Raw genomic sequence first — 26339 nt, 5'->3', positions numbered from 1 at the left:
CACCTAGTATTCTGAATACATGATTAAACGTTTAAACTTTTAAACGGAGTGATGAATATGAAACAACCAGATACAACACCCGAGGCGTCGCTATCTTTATTTGAAGATGCAATCCCATTGTTCCAAGTATTAGCCGACGTCAATCGTCAACGCATCATTGTCGAGATCGCCAGACATGAGCGATTGAACGTCAATCAGATTGATGAAAAGATCGAGTTGTCTAGACCGGCCATCTCGCATCACCTCAAACTGTTGCGACAAGCAGGAATCGTCTCATCCGAGAAAATCGGGACAGAGAACTTTTACTTCTTGACCCTCGAGGACGCGGTCGGACTGCTCAAAGCACTGACACGTGCGATCGAAGATGAATGTATCTTATGACCTTTCTTTTTGGAAACAAAGAGAAAGGCTTCTTTTCCACTAATCAGTTTAAAAGTTTAAACATATAAACATTAAGAGGAGAATGAAAATGAATCAAACCATTGTTATCACGGGAGCATCAAGTGGGATTGGTCGAGCGACCGTCGAACTGTTCAGCAAACGAGGCTGGCATGTCGCCGCGACGATGCGAAGTCCTGAAGAACATCAAGAACTGTCCAACCTAAAAGGAGTCTCGCTCTATCAGCTAGATGTGACGAACGAATCGAGCATTCTTGACGCCTTCGAGCAAATCGTCTCGGATCACGGCACAATCGATGTGTTATTGAATAATGCCGGGTACGGAGCGGTCGGGATTTTTGAAGAAGCCTCTTCTGAACAGATTCAGCGTCAGTTTGATACGAACGTCTTCGGGGTCATGAACGTGGTCCGAGCATCTCTTCCGTATTTCCGCAAACAGCGGAGCGGACGTATTGTGACCGTGTCTTCGGTCGGTGGTCAAATCACATTCCCAATCTATAGTCTGTATCATAGTTCAAAATGGGCAATCGAAGGGTTCATCGAATCGCTTCAGTTTGAACTGGCACCGTTCAATATCGACATGAAATTGATTGAACCAGGACCAATCAAGACAGACTTTTATGGTCGTTCCCAGGAACTCGTCCGTGACCAACCGCTCGACGTATATGATAACTATACGGAAGTCGCGCTCCATAACACGAATGCCGCTGGTGCGAACGCTGAAGGCCCGGAGGTCGTCGCCGAGACGATTTGGCGTGCAGCGACCGACCGGAAGAAGCGTCTCCGCTATCCATCGGGTAAACAGGCAGGACTGTTGATCGCGCTGAAGCGTTATCTGCCGAACCAAGTGTTCTTCTCTATCGTGCGACGTGTCGTAGAGAAAAACTAACAACAAGTATCTGTTTCGAACTTCATCAGTGTTAAAAAAGAATTTTTTCATCCACTCATTCAATGATAAATATCACACAAATTCACCCGATATAACTTGTAAGAGGAGGGGTTTGATGAAAAAAGTCTCACTGGCACTATCGACGTTCATTCTTATGATTGGATTGACGGCAACACCGACAGAGTCGGTCGATGCTGCGGCGAAACGCTTCAAAAACTGCACGGAGATGAACAAAGTGTATAAAGGGGGCGTGGCCAAATCGAAGACGACCAAAAACAAAGGTGGAAAGACGCGTTATAAACCTTATGTCAATAAAGCCTTATATGACGCGAATCAATCAAAAGACCGCGACAAAGACGGAATCGCCTGTGAACGGTGATCATAAATCATGCATCGAATCAGCCGCCATACGAGGGCGGCTTTTTGTATGGACATAGACAACGATTCGACCACATGATATTATCATAAATAATAACATTATCAAATATGACAACATTGAGGTGGAATCGATGAATCAAGACGTTTTAAAAAGTTTATTGAACCCGATTCGCATGAAAATCTTTCAACACGTTCTGATGAATGAAGGAGTCACGACCGGAGACTTAGCAAAAGCACTTCCCGATGTTCCTCAAGCGAGCCTCTATCGCCATATCAACAAAATGGTACAAGACGAGATTTTATCTGTCATGAGCGAAAATAAAGTTCGCGGGGTGTATGAGAAAGTGTATGCGATTCAAAACAATCCGTTGACCAGTATCAACAAGATTGTCGAGGAGGAAGACCGAGAGCAACTGTATATGGTCTGTTACACGTTTGCGATGTCACTGCTCATGGATTTCGGCAACTATCTGAAGCGCGACTCGATCGACCTCCCAGAAGACAAAGTCGGATTCCGGAGCATCCCGCTCTACCTATCCGATGCCGAAAGTGACCGATTCTTGAGAGATCTTTATGCCTTGTTAGACGATGTGTTGGACCATGATCCTTCCGAAGAACGTACGTTGCGAAAGTTCTCGTACGCGTTCATGCCGGTCGAAGAAAAGGAGGAGATGGATGATGTATAAGCAAGAAGAGGTATTCATTCAAGGAGAATCAACCATCTCGGCTACAATGACGACTCCACATGGTGGCCAGTCGCCATTTCCTGCCATCGTCCTTATCGGGGGGACCGGTGGATTGGACCGCGACGGGAATGGGACAGGCTTCAAGTCGAATCTGTATAAAGATTTGGCAGAATGGCTGACGACGCAAGGGTTCGTCACGTTACGTTTTGACAAACGTGGCATCGGCAAGAGTGGGGGAGATCGGAATACCGTCGGTCTGTCTGGGCTCGTTGATGACGTGGCAACGATGATCCGTTATCTGAAATCGCTTGACCATGTCTCAAAAGACATCTTGCTGCTCGGTCATAGCGAAGGATGTATCGTCGCGACGCTTGCGGCTGAACGCGAGTCGGTTTCCGGCCTGATTCTATTGTCTGGTGCCGGTGTGGCCTTGAAGACGAGCATGCAGGAACAGGCGCACTTCTTACTCGATGAAGTAAAGCGTACGAAAGGAATCAAAGGGAAACTACTCCGACTCAGCTTGAACGAGAAGTCGGTCATCGGAAAGCAACAAAAACTGTTCGAACGTGTCACAGCGACGGACCAGGGTACGATGCGAATCCAACTGATGAAATTCCCTGCCAAATGGTTACGGGAGCACCTTGCGTATACGGATGAGTCGCTCCGGGATCGCTTGGTTCAGTTGAATGTACCGACACTTGCACTGACAGGAGATCGAGATGTTCAAACGGACGTCCATCATCTTGACGAGCTCGATGCTCTTCACGCGGAACATGTCGAGGTACAAAAGATTAGAAACATGGACCATATGTTGAAACATTTCGACGGGGAGATGAGCATTCTGGACGTGAAAAAACAATATCGTGCACAACTTAAGGAGCCGCTTCATCCCGAGCTACAACACCAGCTCCACGAATGGCTCATACGCCACAACTGGATATCATGATGAAGAAGAAGGCAGCGGAGAATTATCCGTTGCCTTCTTCTGTACGTAAGAACCGCTCAACGTGTTCCATCGAGAAATGACGACTCCACTGGACGAAGTGCCCGCCTGGGACGGCAATCAATTGCACAGAGGGATGAAGCTCCCGTTCCGCTCGTTTGATATGCCGAAGCGTCCGTTTCGCCTCCTTCAAATCAATACCTGTGAAGTCCGCATAATAGAGTTGCGTCGGCACTTTGACCCGTCGAAGCAAATCCTTAAAGTCCAGTCCGTCGTATCCGAACAGTAAATGTAGGCCACCGGTCGACAGACGAGCGGGCTGTTCGAAAGCCGTTCGAATCATCGGTGTTGATTCTACCCCGATCCGTCGACAGAACAATTGGAACCGTTCCTCGGAAAATACGGAATCACTTTTGTTCATGCGAGCTTCAATCGAGTTCAAGAGGCGTTTCGGGGAACTGTGATAGAGCAGTCGCAACAGGGGGAAAGCGAATCCGAATATGCCATATTCACGAAAAGGCATCATGGCATTCGGTTTATGCCCTTGGTCGAGGAGAATCAACCGTCTGACCTGGTCTGGGTAATGGACCGCGTAAGCAAGCGCGATGGCCCCGCCCATGGAATGTCCGATTAACCGAATGGACTCCAGTTGTCGTGAAGTTCGGCACGACTCGACCCAATCCGCGAGCACTTTGGAGGTCGCATATGTATGTAGTCCTTCACTCTCACCAAAACCAGGTAAATCTAACAGATGGATTTCAAATTGTTTATGTAAGGCTTCGACAAACTGTTGTCCTTGAGACCCGGTGAATCCGCCACCGGGAAGAAATAGGATAGGGTCGCCTTGACCGTGGATGGTTGCCTTGAATTGTCTCACGTCATCTCTCCTCTATATAGATTGGGTACCATTCAAGTATAAAGATGATTGGAAATCAATTGAAGAAATTTTGCCATCTTTCTCATAGTGTTCGTGAACAAATGTGGGTATAACTTAGTGATAGGTAGATTTCTATCATCACGCATCATATATGCTCTTATGTTTAAAGGAGGAATGATGGATGAAACTTTCGGGGAAAACAGCAATCGTCACCGGGGCCGGCTCTGGTATGGGGCGGGCCATCGCTAAACTCTTCGCGAAGGAAGGCGCGCGGGTCGTCGCATTCGACATGAATGAAGATTCTGTGCAGGCGGTGGTCGAAGAGATTAAGACGGGAGGTGGGGATGTCGTCGGTATCGCTGGTAACGTCACGAATCAAACGGATATCGACCGTCTCGTCGATACGGCGAAAGAAACGTTTGGATCGGTCGACATTCTCGTCAATAATGCGGGCATCATGGACAACTTTATGACGGTCGGGGAAGTGACGGATGAACTATGGGACCAGGTCCTTGCTGTCAATTTGACCGGACCGATGAAATTAGCCCGTGCCGCCATTAAAGTAATGGAGAAACAAGATAGTGGCGGAGTCATCATCAACAATGCATCTGTCGGAGGATTGTTCGGCACTCGCGGAGGCGCAGCATATGTGGCATCGAAACATGCCCTGATCGGGTTGACGAAAAATATTGCAGCGACACATGGGACACTCGGTAAGATTCGTGCAAATGCCATCGCGCCGGGTGGTGTCAACACGAATATCGGTTCGACAATCACCGCTCCGAGCGAACTCGGGATGCGTGCCATCCAAGGTGCGGGGGAAGCACCAATGGGTGAGCCCGAACAAATCGCGAACGTTGCGCTCTTTTTAGCATCGGACGATTCAAGTTTTGTAAATGGCGATGTACTGAAAGCGGATGGTGGTTGGACGGCAAGATAAACGAAAAGAGCCGAAATCACTCGGCTCTTTTCGTTTGGTATTTTTTTCGATAGGCGAGCGGGGTGATCGAATGATGTGATTTAAATGTCTGGACGAAGTGACTGACTGATGAGTATTCATATAACTGAGCAGTTTCAGCAATTGATATTTGTGACGTAAGTAAAGTATTCGCAGCATTGTGCATACGAACTGACTGGATATATTGAGAAGGAGAAGTATCTAGATATCTAGTGAATAACCGACAACATTCACTTTTACTTAACTTGTTATGATCAGCTAACTGAGTTAATGTCAGCCGCGAATATTTTTCTGAATGAATCGAATGAAGAAGATTCGTAACACGATTTAGTGAACTAGAACGATACATCGGCTCGTTCATTCGTTGGATTCGATGGCGCCACACAACAGTTAAGTGAAGGAGTGAATCAAACAATGAAAAGTCATCGCTTGATAATAGTCGATTCACCGCTTTCTCAGCCGCTTGAAGTGCGGTACGATCTTGTTTCTGATTAGAATTATATATGTAGGGTGGGTAATGGTTCTCTATATACGGTCGAACATATATGTCTTCTAATAGTGTTGATAACGTCCCTTTCGGGGTAAAGCAAATTTCATATACGCGGCTCACCGATGTTGAAAGGCGTATCGAATAGAATTGATTCGGTCCAATCATACATCCTGACTTGGATGTAAGTTGATAACGAATCCCGTCAATTGATAAATCACATTCGCCGTCTATTACCCAAATTAAGTGGAATTGTTTCGAAACATAAAAATGAGACGTGGGGCAGTGTGAAGAGTCCCATATTGTTGCGGACGGAGATTGAGTCCCTTCCAATGGATCACCTCAAAATCATGATATTTTTTAATGAGTTATACCGGGAAATAAGAAATAAAACCGAAAATCATGCCAAAAATCATACATTTTTCCAGACTGAACGAATGATAACTGAACCAGTTTCTTCTATATTACTGATCAATCATTCCGCAGCTCACTCTTAACTCGGTCAATTGTACGGATATTCTGGTCTGATATATGTAATGATTGTTAAAATCGCATCATTATAGCCTGCGAGTTTATGTTCAATGGCTTCATCTTGGTGTTCAGATGTCTTGAATGAATCAGTTACTGAATCCAGCAACGTTAGATACTTGTTAATAAATTCATCTTCATACATAACCGTAACATCTTCTAACATTTGTTCGAATGCTACTAACCGACCTTCGTCATACGATTGATAGTAGGCTTTATCAAATATTGTCTGCTTATGAATAAACATGATTTCTCTCTCAATCATGTTTGCTAAAGTGAAACTCGACAACCATTCATTCTCCAAATGTCTCCCCTCCAGAGCGTCTATCAAAATGATCCCAAAACCTAAAAAAAAAGTTTTCATCAATCGGACTCTTCAAGTCAGTACAATAAACCCTCAAAGTAATCTTCTAACGCAATACAGAATTCGGGATCAATACAAGATAAGATATTGATGACTGCAGTAGTATAACCGTTCAGATGATCAGCCTGGCTTCGGCTCGAAAATCCACCCACTTTATATCGCTCATTCAAATCATCCATCTCTGTGAGGTATTTTTCTAAAAACTGATTCTCTTTCATCTCAATGGCATCTGATAACATATTACGTAGAGCCAGCAACTTGCCTGTTTGAAAATCAATTAGCCGACCTACTTGTAAATCGTTCACAAACAAATCTTCAAATGCTTTGTTCGTCTCAACAACTTGAATTTGTCTCTCAATCACATCAATGATTGTGAACGAAGATAGTTTCGTATGATTCACTAGAATGTCTCCTTCATAATTGATTCAAAAGATGAGCCACCCTGTAAAAGCCGCGTGGACGAGAATGGCAACAGGTACCCCGATCCGGAATTTAGGCTTCAATGTCTTATGTCGGAAGATGCGCATTGCCAAATAAGCACCGAATGCCCCACCAATCCATGCCATCGTCAATAACGTACGCTCCGAAATGCGCCAAGCCCCGACGCGAGACCGTCGTTTATCGACAAAAAATGACACAAACGCTAGTAAATTAGTCACAATGTAATATAGCAGTAATAGTTCCAAAGACCAAAACCTCCTTATTTCTCTCTTTATTATATCTTAAAATGGCTCTACAAAGCCGTTTTTATGGATTAAAACAATTTTCTGAATCCTCTCATCCCTATGAATTGTTCTGTAAATGAACTGATATGACTCTCATATCGTCCTGTAATCGCTATGAAATATAGAGGTGTTACAGTAAGGGGGCGTTAGAAAAGGGAGGAATATTCTTATGAAAAAACCACTATTGACACTAACGGCACTCGCTGGCCTTAGTTTAGGAGTCGCTGCTCCAGCTTCGGCAGCATCAACACACACAGTTCAGTCTGGAGATACACTCTATCGTATCGCCGTGAACAACAACGTCTCTGTAAACGACATTAAACAAGCGAACGGCTTAAACTCAAATATGATTTACCCGAACCAAGTCTTGAAACTTGGAAAGGCAGAAGCAAAAGCTTCTACTGCATCTAAAACGTATACAGTTAAATCAGGTGATACACTTTATCGTATCGCATTGAACCACGGGATCTCTGTTAATCAATTGATGACTTGGAACGGTCTTGATTCAGATCTTATTTTCCCAGGACAAGAGTTCGCCGTGAAAGGTGCAGCAGCTGCATCGGTAGCGAATGATGCGAAAACATCAGCACCGAAGACATCAACATCAGCACCAGTAACAAAAACAGCATCGTCTACAACGCAAACCCAAGCTCCGGCTTCAGGTAAGACAATGACTGTTGAAGCAACAGCTTATACACCATACTGCGCTGGATGTTCTGGTATCACAGCGACAGGTATCGACGTTCGTTCGAACCCTAACCAAAAAGTCATCGCGGTCGACCCTTCTGTCATTCCGCTCGGCTCTAAAGTATGGGTTGAAGGATACGGAGAAGCAATCGCAGGAGACACTGGTGGTGCCATCAAAGGTAACAAAATTGATATCTTGATGCCGACACAAGAGCAAGCGCTCAACTTCGGTCGCAAGTCAATCACAATCAAAGTCTTGAACTAATTCAAGCTCATCAAAGACACTGCCATCGGGCGGTGTCTTTTTTGTGCCTAGCCCTTTTCCCAAGGATTCTTTACTTTCGTCAATCCTAATCGTTTGGCGAGCGGCTTAATCGTCAATCCATGCAAGGCGACCGAGATAACGACGAGACCGAGCGTGGTCGGGAGCATCCGTTCTGCGTCTTCAATCCCTAATTCCGCAATCTCTTGTGCGAAAAATGCTGTCACCGTCATGGCGACGATCCCGCGTGGGGCAATCCAGCTGATGAGCGCCCGCTCTTTCGTCGTCAATGACGAACCGAGTAACGACGATTGCACCGAAACGGGACGTACGATAAATAAAATTGCTAGTATCGACAAGAGGAGCGGCCAGTCGAAGATGGCAAGTAAACTGTCACGGGTCAAACTCGCGGTCAAAATGATAAACACGGTGGAAACGAGTAAGATAGAGATATTTTCTTTAAATTCACGAAGTTGTTTCAAAATGTGGAGATGTCCATGTTTAGAGTTCGCCATCGTCAACCCCATCGCCGTCACGGCCAACAGTCCGACTTCATGCATGACCCATTCACTGATGGAGTAGACAAGAAGGACTCCGGAGAACGTCAACGTTGTCCGTAAATATTCTGGGACTTTCTCATTTCCGAACAAGCGGATGAGTAAATGTCCGACGGCAATCCCGAAAGCAACGGCGACGATACAGGACCAAAAGAACGGTAAATGGCTCGCTAGTCCGTCATTTTGATAAAAGATAAAGCCAATCCGTACGACGAAGAGACCCATCAATGCACCAAGTGGATCGACAATAATCCCTTCCCACTTCAACACTTTCGAAGGTCGAACGGATAAGTTTGCTTGACGTAATAACGGGATGATCACGGTCGGTCCCGTCACGACGAAGATGGCACCCAGTGTGAAAGCCGGTAACCAATGAAAATCTCCAATCCAAATCAATAAGATGGAGGTCAGGATAAACGAAATGAAGACACCGACGGTAACGAGACGAAAGATTGGCTTTCTTAAATCATCAATCTCTTTAAACTCGAGACTGAGACTACCTTCAAATAAGATAAGCGCCACGGCGATCGAGATGAGTGGGCTATATAAATCACCCAATATCAAGTCTGGATCTAACCATCCGAAAATCGGACCAACCAGGATACCCGCAACCGTCATGATCAAGATGGCCGGGAAGTCAAAACGCCATGCAATCAACTGCGAAAGTGCGCCGATGAGGACAAGTAAGCTGAATCCAATCATCATGTCTTCCATAAACACCCTCCATTTCATCGCTTCCTCATATATGTATACCCATATCATGAAAAACATCTGCTAAGATTGCCCGATTTCGGGTAAGAATTGAAGGAAAGGGAGGGATACGATGGAAGTAACAATCGGACTCATCATCGTCATACTGACATGGCTCATCTTATTACTTAACCTCACGTTCGCCGTCACCATCATCTTTTTTGAGAGGCGAGACATCGGTACGACGTGGGCATGGCTGCTCGTTCTCTTCTTCTTACCACTCATTGGCTTTTTCGTGTACATCTTCTTCGGCCGACTGATCAAGTCTCAAAACTTTTATGAAGTGGAAGAAGAGAAACGCGAAGCGTATCACCACCACGTCGAAGAACAACTCGATCAGCTCGACCGTTCGCTCGCCCCGTTCAATCATCCGCTTCTTTTAAAGTATCGTCGGCTGGCACGTCTGAACCTCGTGTCGACGAATGCGCTGATGTCATTCCACAACGATATCACCGTCCTGCACGACGGAACGGAAAAGTTCGACCAGATGTTTCAAGACATCGAGCGTGCGACGAAAGAAATCAATATTCAATATTACATCATCCAAAACGACCCGCTCGGTCAGTCGCTCATTCGTCTGTTAACGGAGAAGGCGAAACAAGGGGTACGCATCCGTCTCCTTTATGATGCTGTCGGATCGAGAGGATTAAGACATAAACACTTTAAGGATCTACTCGCTCACGGAGGAGAAGTCAAATCGTTCTTCCCGTCCAAACTCGGCATCAATTTCCGCGTCAACAATCGAAATCACCGAAAACTCTGTATCATCGACGGTGAACTCGGTTATATCGGCGGTTTTAACGTCGGGGATGAATACCTTGGAAAAGATGAGCACTTCGGCTATTGGCGTGACGTTCACTTACGAATCTCCGGCGACGCCGTCAAGGAACTGTTAGAACGGTTCATCTTAGATTGGAATCGCTCGGTCCCGACAAAAACGAAAGCGCGGAAAGACGATTTTGTCTGGCCGACCGAGGGAATCTCACATCATGCTGCACCGGTTCAAATCGTGACCTCAGGACCGAACTCCTCGACGGAGCACCTGAAGAACATGAGCGTCAAAATGATCACCCAGTCAAAAGATTGTATCTATATTCAGACACCATACTTCATTCCGGATGCAAGCTTCCTTGATGCCTGTCGGATCGCTCTCATGGCAGGTACCAAAATCAAGCTGATGATTCCAAATAAGCCGGACCATATGTTTGTCTACTGGGCAACTTATGCGAATGCGGCGGAACTCGTACGCTACGGGGCCGAGGTCTTTACGTACGAGGAAGGGTTCCTCCATGCGAAGACGCTCGTTATTGACGGAGAGGTCGCTTCCATCGGGACAACGAATATCGATGCGCGAAGCTTCCGTCTCAACTTTGAAATTTCAGCGCTCGTCTTCGACCGAGATGTTGCCCAGTCTGTCATCGATGCATTCGAACGGGACGAATCCCGTGCCGAACGGTTGACGATCGAGCGATACGAGTCGAGGACCCGTTGGATTCGATTTAAAGAGAGCGTGTCACGCCTACTCAGCCCGATCCTATAACACGAAACATCCGGAGAGATATTCCTCACCGGATGTTTTTTAACGTTTCTTCAATTGTGTGACAAGACGCTCGAATGATTCATTGACGTCTTGTGGAGCTTCCTTATCTCCATATTCCGCTGCCTCTAACCATTCAGCGTATAAGGCATGGTCCGTGAACTCAATTCGTTGTAACCAGTCAGATACCGTCTCTTCACGGAGACGTGGTTGCACTTGTTCGAGCTTCCGACCCGTTTCGAGAAGCTGAATTTGTCGTGGGGAGCGGACGATTCGTTTATCTGAAATCGTCGGATGATAAATACTCTTTGGAATCATCCCGTCTTCCTGGATGTCCCTTCGCTTCTGTAAATAGAAGAACAAACCGACACCAATCAATAGCGTGACAACAAAGATACCGATGAAAAAGAGTGACTCGTTCGAAGCAGACTCCAGTAGCGTCTCCTGCGACACCGTCTCCGCATCGATGTTTGGATTGTCTGGCACGAGGAAGCGATTCACACGGTCATTCGGATCCAGTGTGATGCCGTCGAACCAGCTGCCGATCCATAAGAAAAAAGGACTGATCCAGGCAATGACATTCCCAAACAACAGCTCTTTGATCGTACGGATGACGAGAGAGACAGCTAACCCGATTCCTAGCCCGAGAGCAAGCATCGTCACCATGCGCTTATAGTCACGACGATAGTAAAGGTTTCGCTGCCAGATCAAAAAGATAAACGGAAAGAGCACCATCGCGAGCGGCTGGGTCGCCGGTGGGAATAACCAGTCGGCCACTAAGAACAGGACACTCGCCATCGCGTAACGGTCCGTCCAATCCAACGTTCGGATAAATGCATGCACGTACGTGAAGACCAAAAGCAAGATGCTCATCTCATAAGAGAAGTACAGGGCACCGATCGAAAGGACCGTCTGCACGATAAGCTGTGTGTTCCGAGGGAGGCGTAGCGTCAATAAAAAGAGGAGCGGAAACACGTGACCGATATAAAATGCCGCAAAGACCCACCATAACCATCTCATTGACCGTCACCCCCTAACCGTAAAATCGATTGGTTCCCGCTATACTTGGCGACTTTTCGTTCGAACAAGGAGCGTGCCAATGGAAAATCGCTCTCCGACAGACAGGCGAACGTCGTCATGATCTTACGGAAATGCACCTCGCCGCTTCCAGGCGGTAGGTCGTATGTGATCCCATCTTTCGTAAGCGTCGGGACGATGAGACCATAACTCGCGTTCTCTTTCTCAAAATCGCGACATAGGGCTGCCGCTTGTGAGATGAGTCGTTCCATCTGATAGGTGAGGGCTCGTCCGTCTTTCGTCAACAAATCGAGGACGATCACATACTCGTTCGCTTGGACCGGTTGCTCCGTACGGGCAAGCAGTTCCCCTGTCTTTGCATAAGCGGACCAGTACAACTGTCGCATCGGTTGTCCGTGATACGGGGTGACCGACTGGAACGTTTCCGGGTCACGATAGGCGCTATGTCGGACCATCTCTTCACCAGGGAGGGTAGGTGGCCGTTTCGGGATCGGATACGGTGAAAACTCTGGGAACACATAACCGATTCGGGGAAGGGTGTCTTCCTTGTATAGAGAGAACATACGAAGCGGGTCACGAATTTCCATCCCGATTGCCTCAAGACGAATGGGGCCGCGCTTCTTAGCATGGAGCGGGATGGTAAAGTCGACGGTTGCATTCGTCTCGACAAAGTTCTCCTGGCGCCAAAACGCGTGACCTTCCGACTCGACGGTCGGATGTAAATACCCGGATAGCCGTACGACTCCGAGTGGTACTTTTGCAGTGGATATGAGTTTTAACACGTAGACGGCGTCGTCGTTCGGGAACAGTTTTAACTCCTCGGTGAGGTCGACATGCACATGCTCCGCTAACCGAAACATGAAAGCTGGCATGACCAGAGCATAGAGACTGAAGCCAATGATCAGACTCGCAATCAAGACGTTCCCATATAGTGCTGTGAAGACCCCGACGACAAACAAAAGCCACATGTATCCGGACTCGAGATAGCGTGGGCTGACTAACTGCATCTTACACCTCTGATGGGACCGGGATGGTCTCGAGTACAGATTTGATGAGCTTCGTCGGCTTCGTCTTCAAGGAAGCTTCGACCGTCAAGACGATTCGGTGTCCTAGGATCGGGAGAGCGAGCGCTCGGATGTCTTCTGGCGAAACGAAGTCTCGTCCTTCCATATAGGCATGTGCCCGAGCCGCCATCGTATAGGCAAGGGTCGCTCGCGGACTCGGACCCACCTCGATATCCCGGTGGTGACGGAGTGACTCCATCAAATCGAGGAGATAATCCTCCATCGCCTCATGGAACTTCACATCGCGTACCTCTTGTTGCATCTTCAACAGCTCGTCACGTTGAAGCGAGAATGGCTCTGTCGACAGATGCTCGTTCCGAATCAAACGACGCTCTGAATCTCGTGATAGGGGCGCAAGTGTCAATTTGAACAGGAATCGATCCAATTGTGCTTGCGGAAGCGGAAATGTCCCTTGTCCGTCGAACGGGTTTTGTGTGGCAATCATAAAGAACGGTTCCGGTAACTGAAGTGACACTTCCCCGAGCGTCACTTGACGTTCTTGCATCGCCTCAAGCAAGGCCGATTGCGTACGCGGTGTCGTCCGGTTGATCTCATCGACGAGTAAGATTGACGTAAAAATCGGCCCCGTCCGACGTTCGAACGCCCCCGTCGTCGGATTGAACAATTCCATTCCTAAAATGTCACTCGGTAAAGTGTCCGGCGTACATTGAACACGCTGAAACGTCGCCGATACGGAACTCGCGAGACTTCGGGCGAGAGTCGTTTTCCCTGTTCCTGGACGGTCTTCCAGTAACACGTGTCCTCCTGATAATAATGCGATCGAGGCAAGCTTGATTGCTTTTGATTGCCCGATGACTTGATCATTTAAATGTGAAACCCATGGATGCACCATTCAAAATCCCCCTATATTTTTCTGATAATTAAGAAAATCATAGCATAATCGACGATTGAGGTGTGCGGAAAATCCAACGATAATCTAAAAAAGACCGACCGGCATCAGCCAGTCAGTCAACGTTTTGGGGAATCTAAATATCGTTCAAAATGACGTTCGAGCCACTCTTGGAAAAACGACATGAACGTACAAATCGCCCAGTAAATCAATGCCACGACGATATAAACCGTCATATAATCAAACTCACGACCCCCGACGATTTTCGCCTTATTGAAAATCTCCGGGACAGTGATCATCGCCGCAAGAGAACTCGCTTTAATCAAATCGAGAAAGACGTTCGAAAGAGGGGGAAGGGCGATCCGTGTCGCCTGAGGTAGAACGACACCTTTGAGCGTCAACCATTTTCCCATCCCGAGCGAACGGGCCGCTTCCACCTGTCCGTCATCAACCGCACGGATCGACGAGCGGATAATCTCGGCGATATAGGCGGCAGAGTTCAAACTAAACCCGAGAATGGCTGCCGTCAATGCGGCAAACTCGATACCGATGAACGGGAATCCCGAATAGAGGATGAACAAGATGATCAGAATGGGCACACCACGCATGAATGAGATATAAAATGTCGATGGATAGCGAAGGAGTCGCGTCGGAGACAACTTCCCAAGCGCCAATATCAGACCAAGCACAAGACCGAAAAACATGCTCGTAAAGGAAATCCAAAGTGTGTTCGGTAATCCACCTAACAGATAAGGGAACGACTCGATGGCTAGGTCTACGTCAAAGATGGCGTCCCATTTGATGTCTGAGAACGTCATATCATGTCCTTACTTCGTCTCGACGATTGTCGCGTCCACATCAGGTTCAACCGAGACGTCCGCCCCGTTGTAGAATTGCTCTGACAACTCTTTGACTGTACCGTCCTCGAGCATCTCTTCTAATACACGGTCGATATTTTCTTGAAGCTCGTCGTTTTCGTTATCCATCAAGAATGCGACTTCTTGCGGGTTATAAGCGATATCAGGGTGAATCGTGATATCAAACTCTGGGAAGAAGGCGAGCGCAAGCGTTTGAAGATAGTAATCGTTCAAGATGACATCGGTACGTCCTGTCGAGACGTCACGCAAGTACTGGTCGTTCGTGGCGTTGTCATAGATGACTTCTTCAGCTCCGTATTGACGTGCCACTTCCATGAAGACGGTCGTCGCTTCGCCAGCGGCTTTTTTACCTTTCAAGTCTTCAAGCGATTCAATGCCTGAAAGGTCGCTCTTTCGAACGATGGCTGTTCCATATGTGTACTTATACGGTTTCGAGAAAGCGAACTTTTCCTTGCGATCTTCGGTGACCGAAATATCATTCGCCGCGACGTCGATTTGTCCGTTTTGAACGCTTGTCAACATGTTGTCAAACGCCATTTCTTTGAACTCGACTTCAAGCTCAAGGCGCTTCGCGATCTCTTTCATGAGTTCCACGTCAAAACCTGTCAACGTATCACTCTCTTCTTCACGGAAAGAAGCGGGGTAGAGCGTACCAGCCGTTCCGACTGTCAACGTTCCTTCTTCTTGAATTTCTTCCCAACGTGTCGTATCTGCTTGATTCGTGCTATCATCACCACAAGCGGCAAGTGGGATTGCTAAAAACAATGTTGCTGCCAAACCTTTTGTTGTTCGTTTCACAAGAATTCCTCCTTAGATGCTTCATCTGTCTAAAAATAGCATGACTTGTCCAGTCAGGCAACTTTGAAGAATTAAGAAACAGTGTATTTATAATCGATGAAACAATAATTCATAAAAACGCTATCAATATGATGAAACGGACTATCAACTAACTAGTACAGTTAGTAAAAATGATAGAGACAGTGCTTTGTGGAACAATGAGATAACTATGCGATGAGCTGTCTTAATAAGAATCAAAATAGTAGTTATTATTATGTAAAAAGGAAAATGCACATTCGAACAAATCAGAGTCGAACGAAATTTTTATTTATGATGTTCAATCATTGATTTAGTCAGCCTAAAATGACTTAGACTACAATGACTTAGCTTAGATATCTTATAGGAGGTAAATCACAATGGAATTTAACGTATTGCGAGACGGGAAGACGGTTTTAACGTTTAAAGATGGTGAATTAATGGGGAGAGCCGGATCGCTTCAAACAGTTACCGAAATGCTATCTTTAGGGGATGAGTACGGAACTAAATTAGGTGAGTATGATCCAATCCGCCCGGCCATTAAAGATCCATTGGCAATCCGGTTATGCTGCGAAATGTATTTAGGCAGCGTTACATTTACCGGAGACGTTCCTTTGTTCTCGGACGTGATTGAGTAAGAAGACTATCCTATGAAGCCGTAATCTTTAAAATACATCGAAAAGGGTGCTCTAAATGAATCAAATATAAGAACATCTCTTCACTAGTTTACATAACATATATTATCAGTAAAAATAAAGTCTCATCTCATTATCTTAGTATACTTATGATAGTGAGATGAGATAAAAAATTAAGAAGAGTGTGTATATCGAATTAATGTGACACCTGGTTCTGGTTCAAATTCAGCACTTCGCACAAACCCAAGTTTCGTATATAGACGCTTGGCGGGCCCGTTATGTTTGCCCGTATGCACGTATACGAGCTGTCCTTTATGAATACTCAAGACGTGCTCAAGTAGCGTCGTCGCCAGTCTCGCCCGGAAATATGTCGGATCAATACAAAGCTTTGTGATCTCCACCGTGTTTTCAGATGCTTCAATGGTGACAAATCCAATCAACCGCTCCTCGACATACAATCCATAGCTCGTACCTGGCAAGTTTTGAATGACATCAATCGTCTCATATCGTGCCGGAATCTCGTCAAATCCGAGTAATTCCGCTTCAACGGCATATGCATTCCGCTGAATCTCGAGCATCTGCTGTGCCTGTTCGAATTGATGGATCGGGATTTCTTTTAGTTGCATCGTCTCATCCCTCCATTATCGAGTAAACTTCCTTGCCTGTTTGCGTTTCGCCCGCTTCAATGCCAAATAGAGACGATGTGTCCCTTTGAGTGGCGGACCATGCCCGACAAACGTCAGGAGTGGTGACAAATCGACCAGCCGCTCCGCACTCCCTACAGCAACGGATCGGTTCCATGTCGCAAGACCAGGCAGCGGGAACAACGGACGGACGTCCCCCGCCACTGCGGCCCCTCCTTGCGACTGAAAAGCGTCTCCGGCGAATAACACCCGATTCGTTTCATCGTAATAGGCAATTGATCCTGGTGTATGACCGCTTGCTGCAAGAACACGTAGACCGAATAGCCGCTCCCCGGGATCTAACAACGTATCTGGTGTAGAACGGATCGTCGGCAATGAACCCCGTATCTTGTGCTCTTCCTCCTCATCTAGTGAACGGTCTCCTGATAGTAAGCGGGCATCACGCCGGGAGATGAACAATTCTGCGAGTGGATGCTCCGCTTTGATGGCGTCTACCCCGCCGACATGGTCTCCATGGGCATGTGTCAATAAAATGGCAAGGAGCGGTTTATCGAGTTCTTCAATATACGCCAGAATATGTGCCGCATTCCGTTTTAGCGCCGTGTCGATCAAGACGAGCCCGAGTTCATGTTCGATCAGCTGGACGTTGATCGGAAGAACGGGAGCGTAAAAGGTTAGTTGGTGGATATGTCCGTATCGTCTCACTTTCATCAAAAAATCCTCCTAATCGAATAAGGTGGTCCAGTCATCTTCTTGCCAGTGCGCATCGAAGCACATATGAATCTGTTCGAGCGTGTTTCGGGCAAGGGAGAGCTCTGGTAAATGGTCACGTTCAAAGAATCCGACATCCGTCGTCTCTACGCCGGCAGCACCTTCCCCGTCACCAATCAATGCACACTCGATAAAGAGTTTGTAATAGTGCTCAGAAAGTGGCGGGTGTGGATGTTCGTGCATATCAAATAAGGCGAGTAACCGCACCGGAATGACATCCAAGCCGGCCTCTTCTTCGACTTCTTTGATGATATTCGCAGCAGGAGAACGGTTCACCTCACAAAAACCACCTGGTAGTGTCCATAACCCGTCCGACCGCTCCTTGACGAGTAACAATCGGTCTCCCTTGAAAACGACGCCTCGTACATCGAGCTTCGGTGTGGGATACCCTTGAACATGGGCCAATTGTGAGATGGCCTCGTTCGATAAGTCCGAATGTCGTTCATACATCTCTTTTGCGATTTCTTGGAGCTCTTCATATCGTTCTCGGTCATATTGATCACGTGTGAACGTCAGACCGGCCTGAGACAGCGCCTGAATCCGTTTCGCCCACGTCAGCCATTGAGACATATAGATCCCCCTATCATTTGTCCTACATGTTTCTTTCGGCAAATCGTCGCGTTCTCCTTTTTAGATTTATATTCCCCGAAGACTCGGACAAGTCACGTATACTGAAAGTAAACAGAAAAGAGGTGCAGCATGAATCGTTATGAACTGACTCATTTCAAAGAAACTTTGTTACATTATTCAGAATCTGACTTACGGTATAAATGCTCCCCTGCGATTTGGTCAATTGGTCAGATGTACGATCATATCATGTTGGTCGCGAATGAGTATTTAGATGAAGTCGACCGTTGTCTTCAAGAAGACGGCCAACTCGGTGGAGAGAAGACATCATTTGGGAAAAAGTTGTTTCGAGAAGGTGGATTTCCTCCAATCAAAATCGAACTCCCTCCCGAGATGAACCAACCTCCGAACAATACCGATACGAATGAGCAGTTACTCGGGCGGATGACCGCCTTGATTTCAAGGATGGATGCGTTAGAAGCCCGTCTAGGGGACGCCACAGACGATCGGAAGACCTTTCACGGTGGGTTCGGCTGGTTGAATGCGAGAGAGTGGTTCGAGCTTGTCGAGATGCATACACGACATCACCGTCGACAGCAACAAGAACTAGAAGGATGGCTAACACAAAAAGACCTGTGAGCGGCGATTATGCCGATCGACAGGTCTTTTCTTTAATCGAGATACACGTCCTCGATCTCACCGAATGAATCTTCGTCGAAGACGAACGATCCGTTGGCATAGCGATCAAGTAGCGTGAGAGTTTTTGTCTTCACTTGTTTTGCTTTCTCTTTTCCGACGATATGCAAGGTCTCATCCCCATGTACAGGGAGCACACGACGGATCTGGTGCGGTTTTGATTTGACTTCACGAATGAGCATCGTTCCGCGAAGGTTGCGGTTCGTGCAATCGAACTGGTCTTCAAGTTTCATCTTCTTGACCGCTCCTCGTTGCGTCACGAGGACGAATAACGGTGGCGTGAAGAACGAGAAGGCATCTGCGACGACGTCACCGTCTTTCAAGTTCATCGCTTTCACACCGGCTGCCCGCTGTCCGACGACCGGGACGTCATCTTCTTTGAACCAGAGGCCGTATCCACGCTCGGAGACGAGGAACAACTGCCCAGGACCGTCACTGATCCCTGCGAAGACGACCTCATCGTCACCTTTTAGCTTCAAGGCCATGAGCGGCTTCGACTTTCGCTGCGCATCATAGTCGCGTAACGGCGTACGCTTGACCATGCCGTCTTTTGTCACGAAGAGGCAATGGGCGTCCGTCTCGAACGTCGAGACGACGTCTGCCGAAATGACCTGTTCTCCTTCGATCGGGACAAGGTTGGCGACGTGCTGACCGGCATCCTTCCACTTCGATTCAGGGATCTGATGGATTGGGATGAGGAGGTAGCTCCCTTTGTTCGTCCAAACGAGCAAGTGATCTGTCGTCATCGCTTGTGTCGTGAGGAGAGGACGGTCTTTATCCTTCATCTCCGGTAAGACGTCACTTGAGGCGCCGTATGAGCGCATCGAGGCCCGTTTGACGTATCCGTCACGACTGACGAAGACCATCGTCTCCTCAACGGCAATCATGACTTCCGTCTTCAGCTTCAATTCTTCGACTTCCGACTCGATGACCGAGCGACGGTCATCCCCGAACTCATCACGTAGCGCCGTGAGTTCTTTCACGATCAACTTCCGTTTCGTCGCATCCACGTCAAGGATGTTCGAGAGGCGGGCGATCTCTTTTTGGAGCGCCTTCGCTTCTTTTTGCAATTCGACGATGTCCGTGTTCGTGAGTCGATACAATTGGAGCATGACGACCGCTTCGGCCTGGCGTTCTGTGAATGAGAACCGCTCCATCAGTTTCTTCTTCGCGTCCGCTTTATCTTTCGCGGAACGGATCAATTCGAGCGTCTCATCGAGGACCGAGATGGCTTGTTCTAAAGCATCGACGATTTCAGCGCGTTTTTTCGCCTGTTCGAGTTCAAACGTCGTGCGACGTGTCACCACTTCTTCGACATGCTTCAAATAGGCGTCAATGATCGGGATGATGCCCATCTGTTTCGGTGTCCGGTTCACGATAGAGACCATATTGTAATTATAGGCGAGCTGCAGGTCCGTATGCTTCAAGAAGAAGTGAAGGACGCCTTCCGCGTCTGCCTCTTTCTTCAATTCGATCACGACACGAAGGCCGGTCCGGTCCGTCTCATCACGGACTTCCGCGACACCTTCGACCTTTTTGTCGAGACGGAGCTCTTCCATCTTTTTGACGAGGTTCGCCTTGTTCACTTCATACGGAAGTTCGGTGATCGTGATCTGTTCACGACCACCTTTTAGCTGCTCAATCTCTGATTTCGCGCGGATGATGACCTTCCCTTTACCGGTCTCGAACGCCTTTAGGATGCCTTCTTTCCCCATGACCGTTCCTCCGGTCGGAAAGTCAGGTCCTGTGACATACTCGAGGGCGTCTTTTGCCGTATCGACATTGCCTTTCAGGCGTGCGATGGCGAGGTTGAGCACTTCCGTCAAGTTATGCGGCGGGATTTCTGTCGCGTAACCAGCTGAGATCCCTGTCGTCCCGTTCATGAGTAAGTTCGGGAGGAGTGACGGCAAGACGAGCGGCTCTTCCGTCGAATCATCAAAGTTTGGCGTATAGTCGACCGTGTTCTTCGCGATCGACGTCAGCATGACCCCAGCAATCTTCGAGAGACGGGCTTCCGTATAACGCATGGCCGCTGCCGGGTCACCGTCCATCGACCCGTTGTTCCCATGCATGTCGATGAGCGGATAGCGTAGCTTCCAGTCCTGAGAGAGACGTACCATCGCCTCATAGACAGACGAGTCACCGTGCGGGTGATAGTTCCCGATGACGTTCCCGACCGTCTTCGCGGACTTCCGGTACGGCTTGTCGTTCGTATTCCCCTCATGGTGCATCGCATAGAGGATACGACGTTGTACAGGCTTGAGTCCGTCCCGTGCGTCCGGCAAGGCACGGTCTTGAATGATATATTTCGAATAACGCCCGAACCGGTCACCGACGACCTGTTCGAGAGATAAGTTTAAAATGTGTTGAATCGTCGACATCGTTACATCACTTCCTCAATCGCTTTAGTCACATGTTCATTGGCGATGATTGAATCATCTTCCTGGAGTCCGAAGGCGACGTTCTCCTCGATCCACTCACGGCGATGCGTGACGTTATCGCCCATCAAGACCGAGACACGCTTGTCCGCGACGGCCGCGTCGTCCACCGTGACACGGATGAGCGTACGGGTATCCGGATTCATCGTCGTCTCCCATAACTGGTCCGCGTTCATCTCACCAAGACCTTTATAGCGCTGGAGGATATAGCCTTTCTTATACACTTTGACCAACTTCTCGAGCGCCTCTTCGTCCCAGGCGTAGTCGAACTGCTCGGACTTGCCTTTCCCTTTTGAGATGCGATAGAGCGGTGGCAAGGCGACGAACACACGGCCCGCCTCAACGAGCGGTCGCATATAACGGAAGAAGAACGTGAGAAGGAGCACTTGGATATGCGCACCATCTGTATCGGCATCCGTCATGATGATGATCTTGTCGAAGTTACAGTCATCCAAATCGAAATCATGACCGACCCCGGCACCAATCGCGTGGATGATCGTATTGATTTCTTCATTCTTCATGATGTCCTGGAGTTTTGACTTCTCGGAGTTGATGACTTTCCCGCGTAACGGAAGGATGGCTTGGAACGTCCGGTCACGCCCTTGTTTGGCGGAACCACCGGCCGAGTCACCCTCGACGAGGAACAGTTCGTTCTTCGCGGCATTCTTCGATGTCGCCGGCGTCAATTTCCCGTTCAAGATGCTCGAACGTTTCTTCTTCTTACCGTTCCGTGCCTCTTCACGTGCTTTTCGTGCCGCCTCACGCGCCTGAGCCGCGCGAATCGCTTTTTTGATGAGCATCGTGGCCATCTGTGGGTTCTCTTCTAGGAAGATTGTCAGTTGCTTCGCCATGACGCTATCCGCACTCGCGCGCGCCTCTGGGGAGCCGAGTTTCGACTTCGTTTGGCCCTCGAACTGGAGGAACTCCTCAGGGATTCGGACCGAGACGATGAGCGTGAGTCCTTCACGGACGTCGCCGCCGTCTAGGTTCTTGTCCTTCTCTTTGAGCAATCCGTTCTTACGCGCATATTCATTCATGATCCGGGTCATCGCCGTCTTGGCACCGACCTCATGCGTCCCACCGTCACGCGTACGGACGTTGTTGACGAAAGAAAGGACGTTCTCGGAATAGGCGTCCGTGAACTGGAATGCGAGCTCGATCTCAATCTCGTTCTCTGTCCCTTCGAAGTAGACGATCGGATGAAGCGTCGCCTTATCGTCATTTAAATATTGAACGAACTCAGCGATTCCATCCTCGTAATGGAACGTCTCTTGTTTATCGGTACGTTCGTCCGTCAGTGTGATCGTCAATCCTTTTAATAGGAAAGCCGATTCACGAAGGCGTTCGGCGAGCGTGTCATAGTTATACGTCGTCGTCGAGAAGATGGATGCATCCGGTTTAAAATAGACGCTCGTTCCGGTCTGGCGCGTCTTGCCCGTCTCGAGGAGCGTCGTCTGCGGCACACCGCCGTCCGCGAATGTCTGCTCGAACACTTTCCCATCGCGATGGATGGTCACGACGACCTTGCTCGAGAGTGCGTTGACGACCGAGGCACCGACCCCGTGGAGACCGCCCGACGTCTTGTAACCGCCTTGCCCGAACTTCCCACCAGCATGGAGAACGGTGAAGATGACTTCAGGTGTCGGTTTTCCAGAGGCGTGCATTCCTGTCGGCATCCCACGTCCGTGGTCACGGACCGTGATTGCATCGTCCTTATGAATCGTCACATCGATTTGACCACCGAACCCGGCGAGCGCCTCATCGATCGCATTGTCGACGATCTCATAGACGAGATGGTGAAGCCCGCGATGGTCGGTTGACCCGATGTACATCCCCGGTCGTTTTCGTACGGCCGTGAGTCCTTCGAGAACCTGGATGGCGTCTTCGTTGTAATTAAATAGATCTGTTGACATAGCAGTCACCTCAATTTCGAACACACGTTCGTTTTTCTTTCCTATTGTATAGCTGTTCATCGATTCTGGCAAGCCTCCCTTGTCAGCCGTTGCTGAAAAAAAGGAGACCTACCAAGGAGGTAGGTCTTATCCGAGTAGACGAGCATGCTCCACGTACAGGCAGCGGTTCTCGATGTAGTCGAGCCCGGCATCGCGTACGATTTGCTCCGCCTCTGGACTTGAGAGACCGAGCTGGTTGAAGACGAGCCCGACATCCCTATGTCGTACCGCATCTTCCGCGACACCTGCCAAAAACTCGCTGCGACGGAACACGTCGACGATATCGATTCTACCCGGGATGCTCTCGACGGATGGATATGCCTTACGGCCGTTCCACTCCTCGAGCATCGGGTTGACAGGGATGACGGTATACCCGACACGTAGTAAATACTCCGCAATCTGGTTCGCCGTCTTGTTCGGGTTGTCGGACACGCCGACGACCGCGATGGTCTTCGCTTCAGACAAAAGTTGCTTCAAACGCTGATCATCCATCCAAAATCCCCCTTTGGTTTACGTTTACAGTGTAACGTTACCTGACTTGCCGTTTCAAGTCCTATTTTCATCATAAGGTATAATGGTCCAACATTACAATTTCAAGACAAATCAATATGGTTTACATAACAAATTATTGTCTACCATTTATTTTGCGATAAAACTTATTGGTCGATTAACCACTCGATTCAGAAACAATCACGTAACTCATAAACTTTGCGTGAAATATCTATTTCACGCAATAATAAGGACGTGTTATAAGGGGTTTTTATGGATGATTTTGATGACTTTTATATAAATACAAGTGTTCTTTCGCTATACTGAATGAGAGGAGGTGTGAGATGGGAACAATTTATGATGCCCGTCGCGGAACGCTGTATAATGAACGCATCATGTTTTATGGCAACGTCATCGCCTGGTTCGTTCATCTCTTGTTCTGTCTGTTATTCTGGCGATCGGATGTGACCTCTTTGTTCATCTCTAATGGAGTGAGCGTCCTATATTACACGATTTCATTTTATTTTGTACATAAGCGATGGTACGGTATTTTCTTCACCGGACTCTTCATCGAAGTCGTGTATAACGCAATCATCTCGACCATCATTCTCGGTTGGGATGTCAACATGCATTATTTCATACTCATGATGGCCTATGGCGTCTTTTTCATGCCGAGCGTGACAAAAGGACAACGAGTCTTGACGACCGCCCTCGCGATGATGATCTATAGCATCCTCTTCGTCAATGTGTCAGACGGAATGGTGACTTTGCCGCAACCTATCGAACAGGCGCTTGGGCTCTTTTGTATCCTTTCGACGGTCATGATGATTGCCGGTCTCTCTTTCATCTTTGAATCGGCCGTCGTCGAGGTGACGGATGAACTCGAGCAATCGAACGAACAATTGCAGGTTCTCGCTTCGACAGACGGATTGACAGGGCTGCTGAATCGAAAAATCGGGCACGAACGCGTCTCGGAATCCATCGAGCAGGCTAGTCGTGGCGGCATCTCTTACGCCATTGCGCTATGTGACATCGACGGATTCAAGTCGTTCAATGAGACATATGGTCACGATTGTGGAGACCGTGTCATCCAACAAGTCGCATCTATCCTATCCTCGGTTGACGGGCTTGCCGTACGCTGGGGCGGTGAAGAGTTTTTGCTCTTCTATACGAACTCGTCTGGAGACGTTTACGCCATAACGGAACAGTTGCGACATCAAATCGAATCCACACGTTTGGAATACGAAGGTGAACAACTCCATATCACGTTGACGTTCGGACTTGCCGTGCGTACACAGTTCGATACGTTAGAGGAGATTGTGAAAGAGGCAGATGATTATTTGCGTGAAGGAAAACAAAATGGAAAGAATCAAGTCAGATACGTAAGAAAAGGAGGGGTTCAATGAGTATCTTCCGTCAACTTGGACAACGGCCGACAACAACGAACTTGAAACGGTTTGAGCTGAACGGATTGCACCGATTACCTGTGTTCATCCAACAGTTCTTCCACCACTTAGCGGCCAAGCACTACTCCAAACAGACCGCTCAACGCTATGTCTATGATGTATTGGACTTCTTCCGTTGGGTTGAACACGTGAGCGGAACTGAATTAGAACCTGAGACAATTGATTTGGCGGCATTTACGGAAATCGATCATGCAGGGGCGGAAGCATATGCGACTTACCTCGCCCTCGAGCTCGAGAACGCCCCGAGTGTCATTAATCGAAAATTGTCTACATTACAATCACTCTTCAATTATTTGATTGAGACGAACCAGGCCACAATCAATCCATTTCAGGCCGTGGAGCGACCAAAACGAGGCAAACGGAACCCAATCTATTTGACAGAGTCGGAGTGGCTCGACTTCTCAACGCTCGTCCGAAGCAATGTCGGGATGACGAACCGTGAGGCGAGCTGGTATGAGGCAAATCGCGAACGTGACTTTTTGATCATCCAACTTCTCGGACTTACGGGTATGCGCGTGTCGGAACTCGTCGGACTCAATTGGACCGATATCAACTTCGAAACCGAAACCATCCGCGTTATCGGTAAAGGGAATAAGGAGCGCCTCATTCCGATAGCAGGTCCTCTTCAGCCTTTGCTCATCGAATACCGTCAATTGTCGCGTGAAGGTGCGTTATTTCAGAATGAAAAAGGGAAACGAATTGCCGTTCGTACAGTTCAACACGTGTTAAAAGGTCATATCGATCGATTGAAACCATATCTCCCTTTCTTGTCATATAAACAAGTGACACCCCATAAACTCCGCCACACGTTTGCTACACGACTGGCGATGAGCGGAATCGATGTATTGACGATTCAACAGCTGCTTGGTCATGAATCGGTGGCCACAACACAAGTGTATGCCCATATCGGTGACGAGCGGAAAAAACACGCGATATCAGGTTTACAATAATATGTTATGTAAACTATATATCCAAATATAAACACCACCTAATAAATGGGTGGTGTTTATA

General features: G+C 48.0%; 29 protein-coding genes. 12 read left to right on the top strand and 17 right to left on the bottom strand.

The window, feature by feature from the left end:
• The first annotated feature begins 57 nt into the window (after nt 1-57).
• The 5 genes from ACQKD4_RS06505 (at nt 58) to ACQKD4_RS06485 (ending at nt 3298) form a co-directional block, all read left to right on the top strand.
• Nucleotides 58-381: an ArsR/SmtB family transcription factor gene (locus ACQKD4_RS06505; protein ID WP_214692369.1), complete on the top strand. Its 324-nt coding sequence runs from the start codon at nt 58-60 to the stop codon at nt 379-381.
• Between the two features lie 88 nt (nt 382-469).
• Nucleotides 470-1288, top strand: a complete 819-nt coding sequence (locus ACQKD4_RS06500) for an SDR family oxidoreductase (protein WP_427372811.1) — start codon at nt 470-472, stop codon at nt 1286-1288.
• Between the two features lie 154 nt (nt 1289-1442).
• Entirely contained in the window at nt 1443-1667 is a 225-nt protein-coding gene (locus tag ACQKD4_RS06495; protein WP_427373281.1) for an excalibur calcium-binding domain-containing protein, read from the top strand.
• A 130-nt stretch (nt 1668-1797) separates the two neighbouring features.
• Nucleotides 1798-2352, top strand: a complete 555-nt coding sequence (locus ACQKD4_RS06490) for a helix-turn-helix domain-containing protein (RefSeq protein WP_427372810.1) — start codon at nt 1798-1800, stop codon at nt 2350-2352.
• On the top strand, nt 2345-3298 hold the full coding sequence (locus ACQKD4_RS06485) for an alpha/beta hydrolase (RefSeq protein WP_427372809.1): 954 nt from the start codon (nt 2345-2347) through the stop codon (nt 3296-3298). The genes ACQKD4_RS06490 and ACQKD4_RS06485 overlap by 8 nt, the downstream gene beginning before the upstream one ends.
• Nucleotides 3299-3320: 22 nt before the next feature.
• On the opposite strand, the gene ACQKD4_RS06480 is transcribed toward ACQKD4_RS06485, so the two are convergent.
• Nucleotides 3321-4172, bottom strand: coding sequence for an alpha/beta fold hydrolase (locus tag ACQKD4_RS06480; RefSeq protein WP_427372808.1), 852 nt, complete (start codon nt 4170-4172; stop codon nt 3321-3323).
• 181 nt (nt 4173-4353) lie between these two features.
• Between ACQKD4_RS06480 and ACQKD4_RS06475 the strand changes: the two genes are divergently transcribed.
• Entirely contained in the window at nt 4354-5112 is a 759-nt protein-coding gene (locus tag ACQKD4_RS06475; protein WP_427372807.1) for a glucose 1-dehydrogenase, read from the top strand.
• Between the two features lie 16 nt (nt 5113-5128).
• Here the strand turns inward: ACQKD4_RS06475 and ACQKD4_RS06470 are convergent, their stop codons facing one another.
• The 4 genes from ACQKD4_RS06470 to ACQKD4_RS06455 form a co-directional block, all read right to left on the bottom strand.
• Nucleotides 5129-5479, bottom strand: a complete 351-nt coding sequence (locus ACQKD4_RS06470; protein ID WP_427373280.1) for a helix-turn-helix transcriptional regulator — start codon at nt 5477-5479, stop codon at nt 5129-5131.
• A 640-nt stretch (nt 5480-6119) separates the two neighbouring features.
• Nucleotides 6120-6509, bottom strand: coding sequence for a hypothetical protein (locus ACQKD4_RS06465; protein ID WP_427372806.1), 390 nt, complete (start codon nt 6507-6509; stop codon nt 6120-6122).
• A 17-nt stretch (nt 6510-6526) separates the two neighbouring features.
• Nucleotides 6527-6910: a hypothetical protein gene (locus tag ACQKD4_RS06460; RefSeq protein ID WP_427372805.1), complete on the bottom strand. Its 384-nt coding sequence runs from the start codon at nt 6908-6910 to the stop codon at nt 6527-6529.
• A 24-nt stretch (nt 6911-6934) separates the two neighbouring features.
• Entirely contained in the window at nt 6935-7195 is a 261-nt protein-coding gene (locus ACQKD4_RS06455) for a DUF1294 domain-containing protein (protein WP_214749089.1), read from the bottom strand.
• A 208-nt stretch (nt 7196-7403) separates the two neighbouring features.
• Between ACQKD4_RS06455 and ACQKD4_RS06450 the strand changes: the two genes are divergently transcribed.
• On the top strand, nt 7404-8186 hold the full coding sequence (locus tag ACQKD4_RS06450) for a LysM peptidoglycan-binding and 3D domain-containing protein (RefSeq protein ID WP_214692395.1): 783 nt from the start codon (nt 7404-7406) through the stop codon (nt 8184-8186).
• A gap of 47 nt (nt 8187-8233) precedes the next feature.
• Here the strand turns inward: ACQKD4_RS06450 and ACQKD4_RS06445 are convergent, their stop codons facing one another.
• Nucleotides 8234-9454 carry a cation:proton antiporter gene (locus ACQKD4_RS06445; protein WP_427372804.1) on the bottom strand — a complete coding sequence of 407 codons (1221 nt, stop codon included), beginning with the start codon at nt 9452-9454 and terminating at the stop codon, nt 8234-8236.
• A 109-nt stretch (nt 9455-9563) separates the two neighbouring features.
• On the opposite strand from ACQKD4_RS06445, the gene cls reads away from it, so the two are divergent.
• Nucleotides 9564-11030, top strand: coding sequence for a cardiolipin synthase (gene cls / locus ACQKD4_RS06440; protein ID WP_427372803.1), 1467 nt, complete (start codon nt 9564-9566; stop codon nt 11028-11030).
• A gap of 39 nt (nt 11031-11069) precedes the next feature.
• On the opposite strand, the gene ACQKD4_RS06435 is transcribed toward cls, so the two are convergent.
• The 5 genes from ACQKD4_RS06435 to ACQKD4_RS06415 form a co-directional block, all read right to left on the bottom strand.
• Nucleotides 11070-12047, bottom strand: coding sequence for a hypothetical protein (locus ACQKD4_RS06435; protein WP_427372802.1), 978 nt, complete (start codon nt 12045-12047; stop codon nt 11070-11072).
• Entirely contained in the window at nt 12044-13072 is a 1029-nt protein-coding gene (locus ACQKD4_RS06430) for a DUF58 domain-containing protein (protein WP_337873857.1), read from the bottom strand. The genes ACQKD4_RS06435 and ACQKD4_RS06430 overlap by 4 nt, the downstream gene beginning before the upstream one ends.
• 1 nt (nt 13073) lies before the next feature.
• On the bottom strand, nt 13074-13982 hold the full coding sequence (locus ACQKD4_RS06425; RefSeq protein WP_214692405.1) for an AAA family ATPase: 909 nt from the start codon (nt 13980-13982) through the stop codon (nt 13074-13076).
• Between the two features lie 116 nt (nt 13983-14098).
• Nucleotides 14099-14797 carry an amino acid ABC transporter permease gene (locus ACQKD4_RS06420; protein ID WP_214692406.1) on the bottom strand — a complete coding sequence of 233 codons (699 nt, stop codon included), beginning with the start codon at nt 14795-14797 and terminating at the stop codon, nt 14099-14101.
• A 9-nt stretch (nt 14798-14806) separates the two neighbouring features.
• A complete protein-coding gene (locus ACQKD4_RS06415) occupies nt 14807-15655 on the bottom strand; it encodes a transporter substrate-binding domain-containing protein (RefSeq protein WP_214692415.1) in 849 nt (282 codons plus the stop codon).
• 395 nt (nt 15656-16050) lie between these two features.
• Here ACQKD4_RS06415 and ACQKD4_RS06410 point away from each other — a divergent pair, with 395 nt between their 5' ends.
• Nucleotides 16051-16308, top strand: a complete 258-nt coding sequence (locus ACQKD4_RS06410; RefSeq protein WP_427372801.1) for a hypothetical protein — start codon at nt 16051-16053, stop codon at nt 16306-16308.
• Nucleotides 16309-16478: 170 nt separating this feature from the next.
• Here the strand turns inward: ACQKD4_RS06410 and ACQKD4_RS06405 are convergent, their stop codons facing one another.
• Genes ACQKD4_RS06405 through ACQKD4_RS06395 form a run of 3 tightly spaced genes read right to left on the bottom strand, consistent with a single transcriptional unit; the run spans nt 16479 to nt 18290 of the window.
• Nucleotides 16479-16931, bottom strand: coding sequence for a GNAT family N-acetyltransferase (locus tag ACQKD4_RS06405; protein ID WP_214692424.1), 453 nt, complete (start codon nt 16929-16931; stop codon nt 16479-16481).
• A gap of 15 nt (nt 16932-16946) precedes the next feature.
• Nucleotides 16947-17660: an MBL fold metallo-hydrolase gene (locus ACQKD4_RS06400; RefSeq protein WP_427372800.1), complete on the bottom strand. Its 714-nt coding sequence runs from the start codon at nt 17658-17660 to the stop codon at nt 16947-16949.
• A 12-nt stretch (nt 17661-17672) separates the two neighbouring features.
• Nucleotides 17673-18290 (bottom strand): NUDIX hydrolase, encoded by a 618-nt coding sequence (locus ACQKD4_RS06395; protein WP_214749061.1) that lies wholly within the window; start codon nt 18288-18290, stop codon nt 17673-17675.
• A gap of 129 nt (nt 18291-18419) precedes the next feature.
• On the opposite strand from ACQKD4_RS06395, the gene ACQKD4_RS06390 reads away from it, so the two are divergent.
• Nucleotides 18420-18926 carry a DinB family protein gene (locus tag ACQKD4_RS06390; protein ID WP_427372798.1) on the top strand — a complete coding sequence of 169 codons (507 nt, stop codon included), beginning with the start codon at nt 18420-18422 and terminating at the stop codon, nt 18924-18926.
• 32 nt (nt 18927-18958) lie between these two features.
• On the opposite strand, the gene parC is transcribed toward ACQKD4_RS06390, so the two are convergent.
• From parC to ACQKD4_RS06375, 3 genes are all read right to left on the bottom strand, one after another.
• Nucleotides 18959-21364 (bottom strand): DNA topoisomerase IV subunit A, encoded by a 2406-nt coding sequence (gene parC / locus ACQKD4_RS06385; protein ID WP_427372797.1) that lies wholly within the window; start codon nt 21362-21364, stop codon nt 18959-18961.
• A 2-nt stretch (nt 21365-21366) separates the two neighbouring features.
• Nucleotides 21367-23334, bottom strand: coding sequence for a DNA topoisomerase IV subunit B (gene parE, locus ACQKD4_RS06380; RefSeq protein ID WP_224862736.1), 1968 nt, complete (start codon nt 23332-23334; stop codon nt 21367-21369).
• 126 nt (nt 23335-23460) lie between these two features.
• Nucleotides 23461-23865, bottom strand: coding sequence for a CoA-binding protein (locus ACQKD4_RS06375; RefSeq protein WP_427372796.1), 405 nt, complete (start codon nt 23863-23865; stop codon nt 23461-23463).
• Nucleotides 23866-24206: 341 nt separating this feature from the next.
• Between ACQKD4_RS06375 and ACQKD4_RS06370 the strand changes: the two genes are divergently transcribed.
• Together ACQKD4_RS06370 and ACQKD4_RS06365 are read left to right on the top strand one after the other, a co-directional pair.
• Complete coding sequence (locus ACQKD4_RS06370) at nt 24207-25268, top strand: GGDEF domain-containing protein (protein WP_427372795.1); 1062 nt, start codon at nt 24207-24209, stop codon at nt 25266-25268.
• Nucleotides 25265-26278: a tyrosine-type recombinase/integrase gene (locus ACQKD4_RS06365; protein WP_074034446.1), complete on the top strand. Its 1014-nt coding sequence runs from the start codon at nt 25265-25267 to the stop codon at nt 26276-26278. The genes ACQKD4_RS06370 and ACQKD4_RS06365 overlap by 4 nt, the downstream gene beginning before the upstream one ends.
• The last annotated feature ends 61 nt before the right edge of the window (nt 26279-26339 follow it).

Source organism: Exiguobacterium sp. NPDC077395, assembly GCF_050269125.1.
Taxonomy (GTDB): domain Bacteria; phylum Bacillota; class Bacilli; order Exiguobacteriales; family Exiguobacteriaceae; genus Exiguobacterium; species Exiguobacterium aestuarii_A.
Note: the sequence above shows the minus strand (reverse complement) of the source record. Positions and strands in the feature narration are given on the sequence as shown.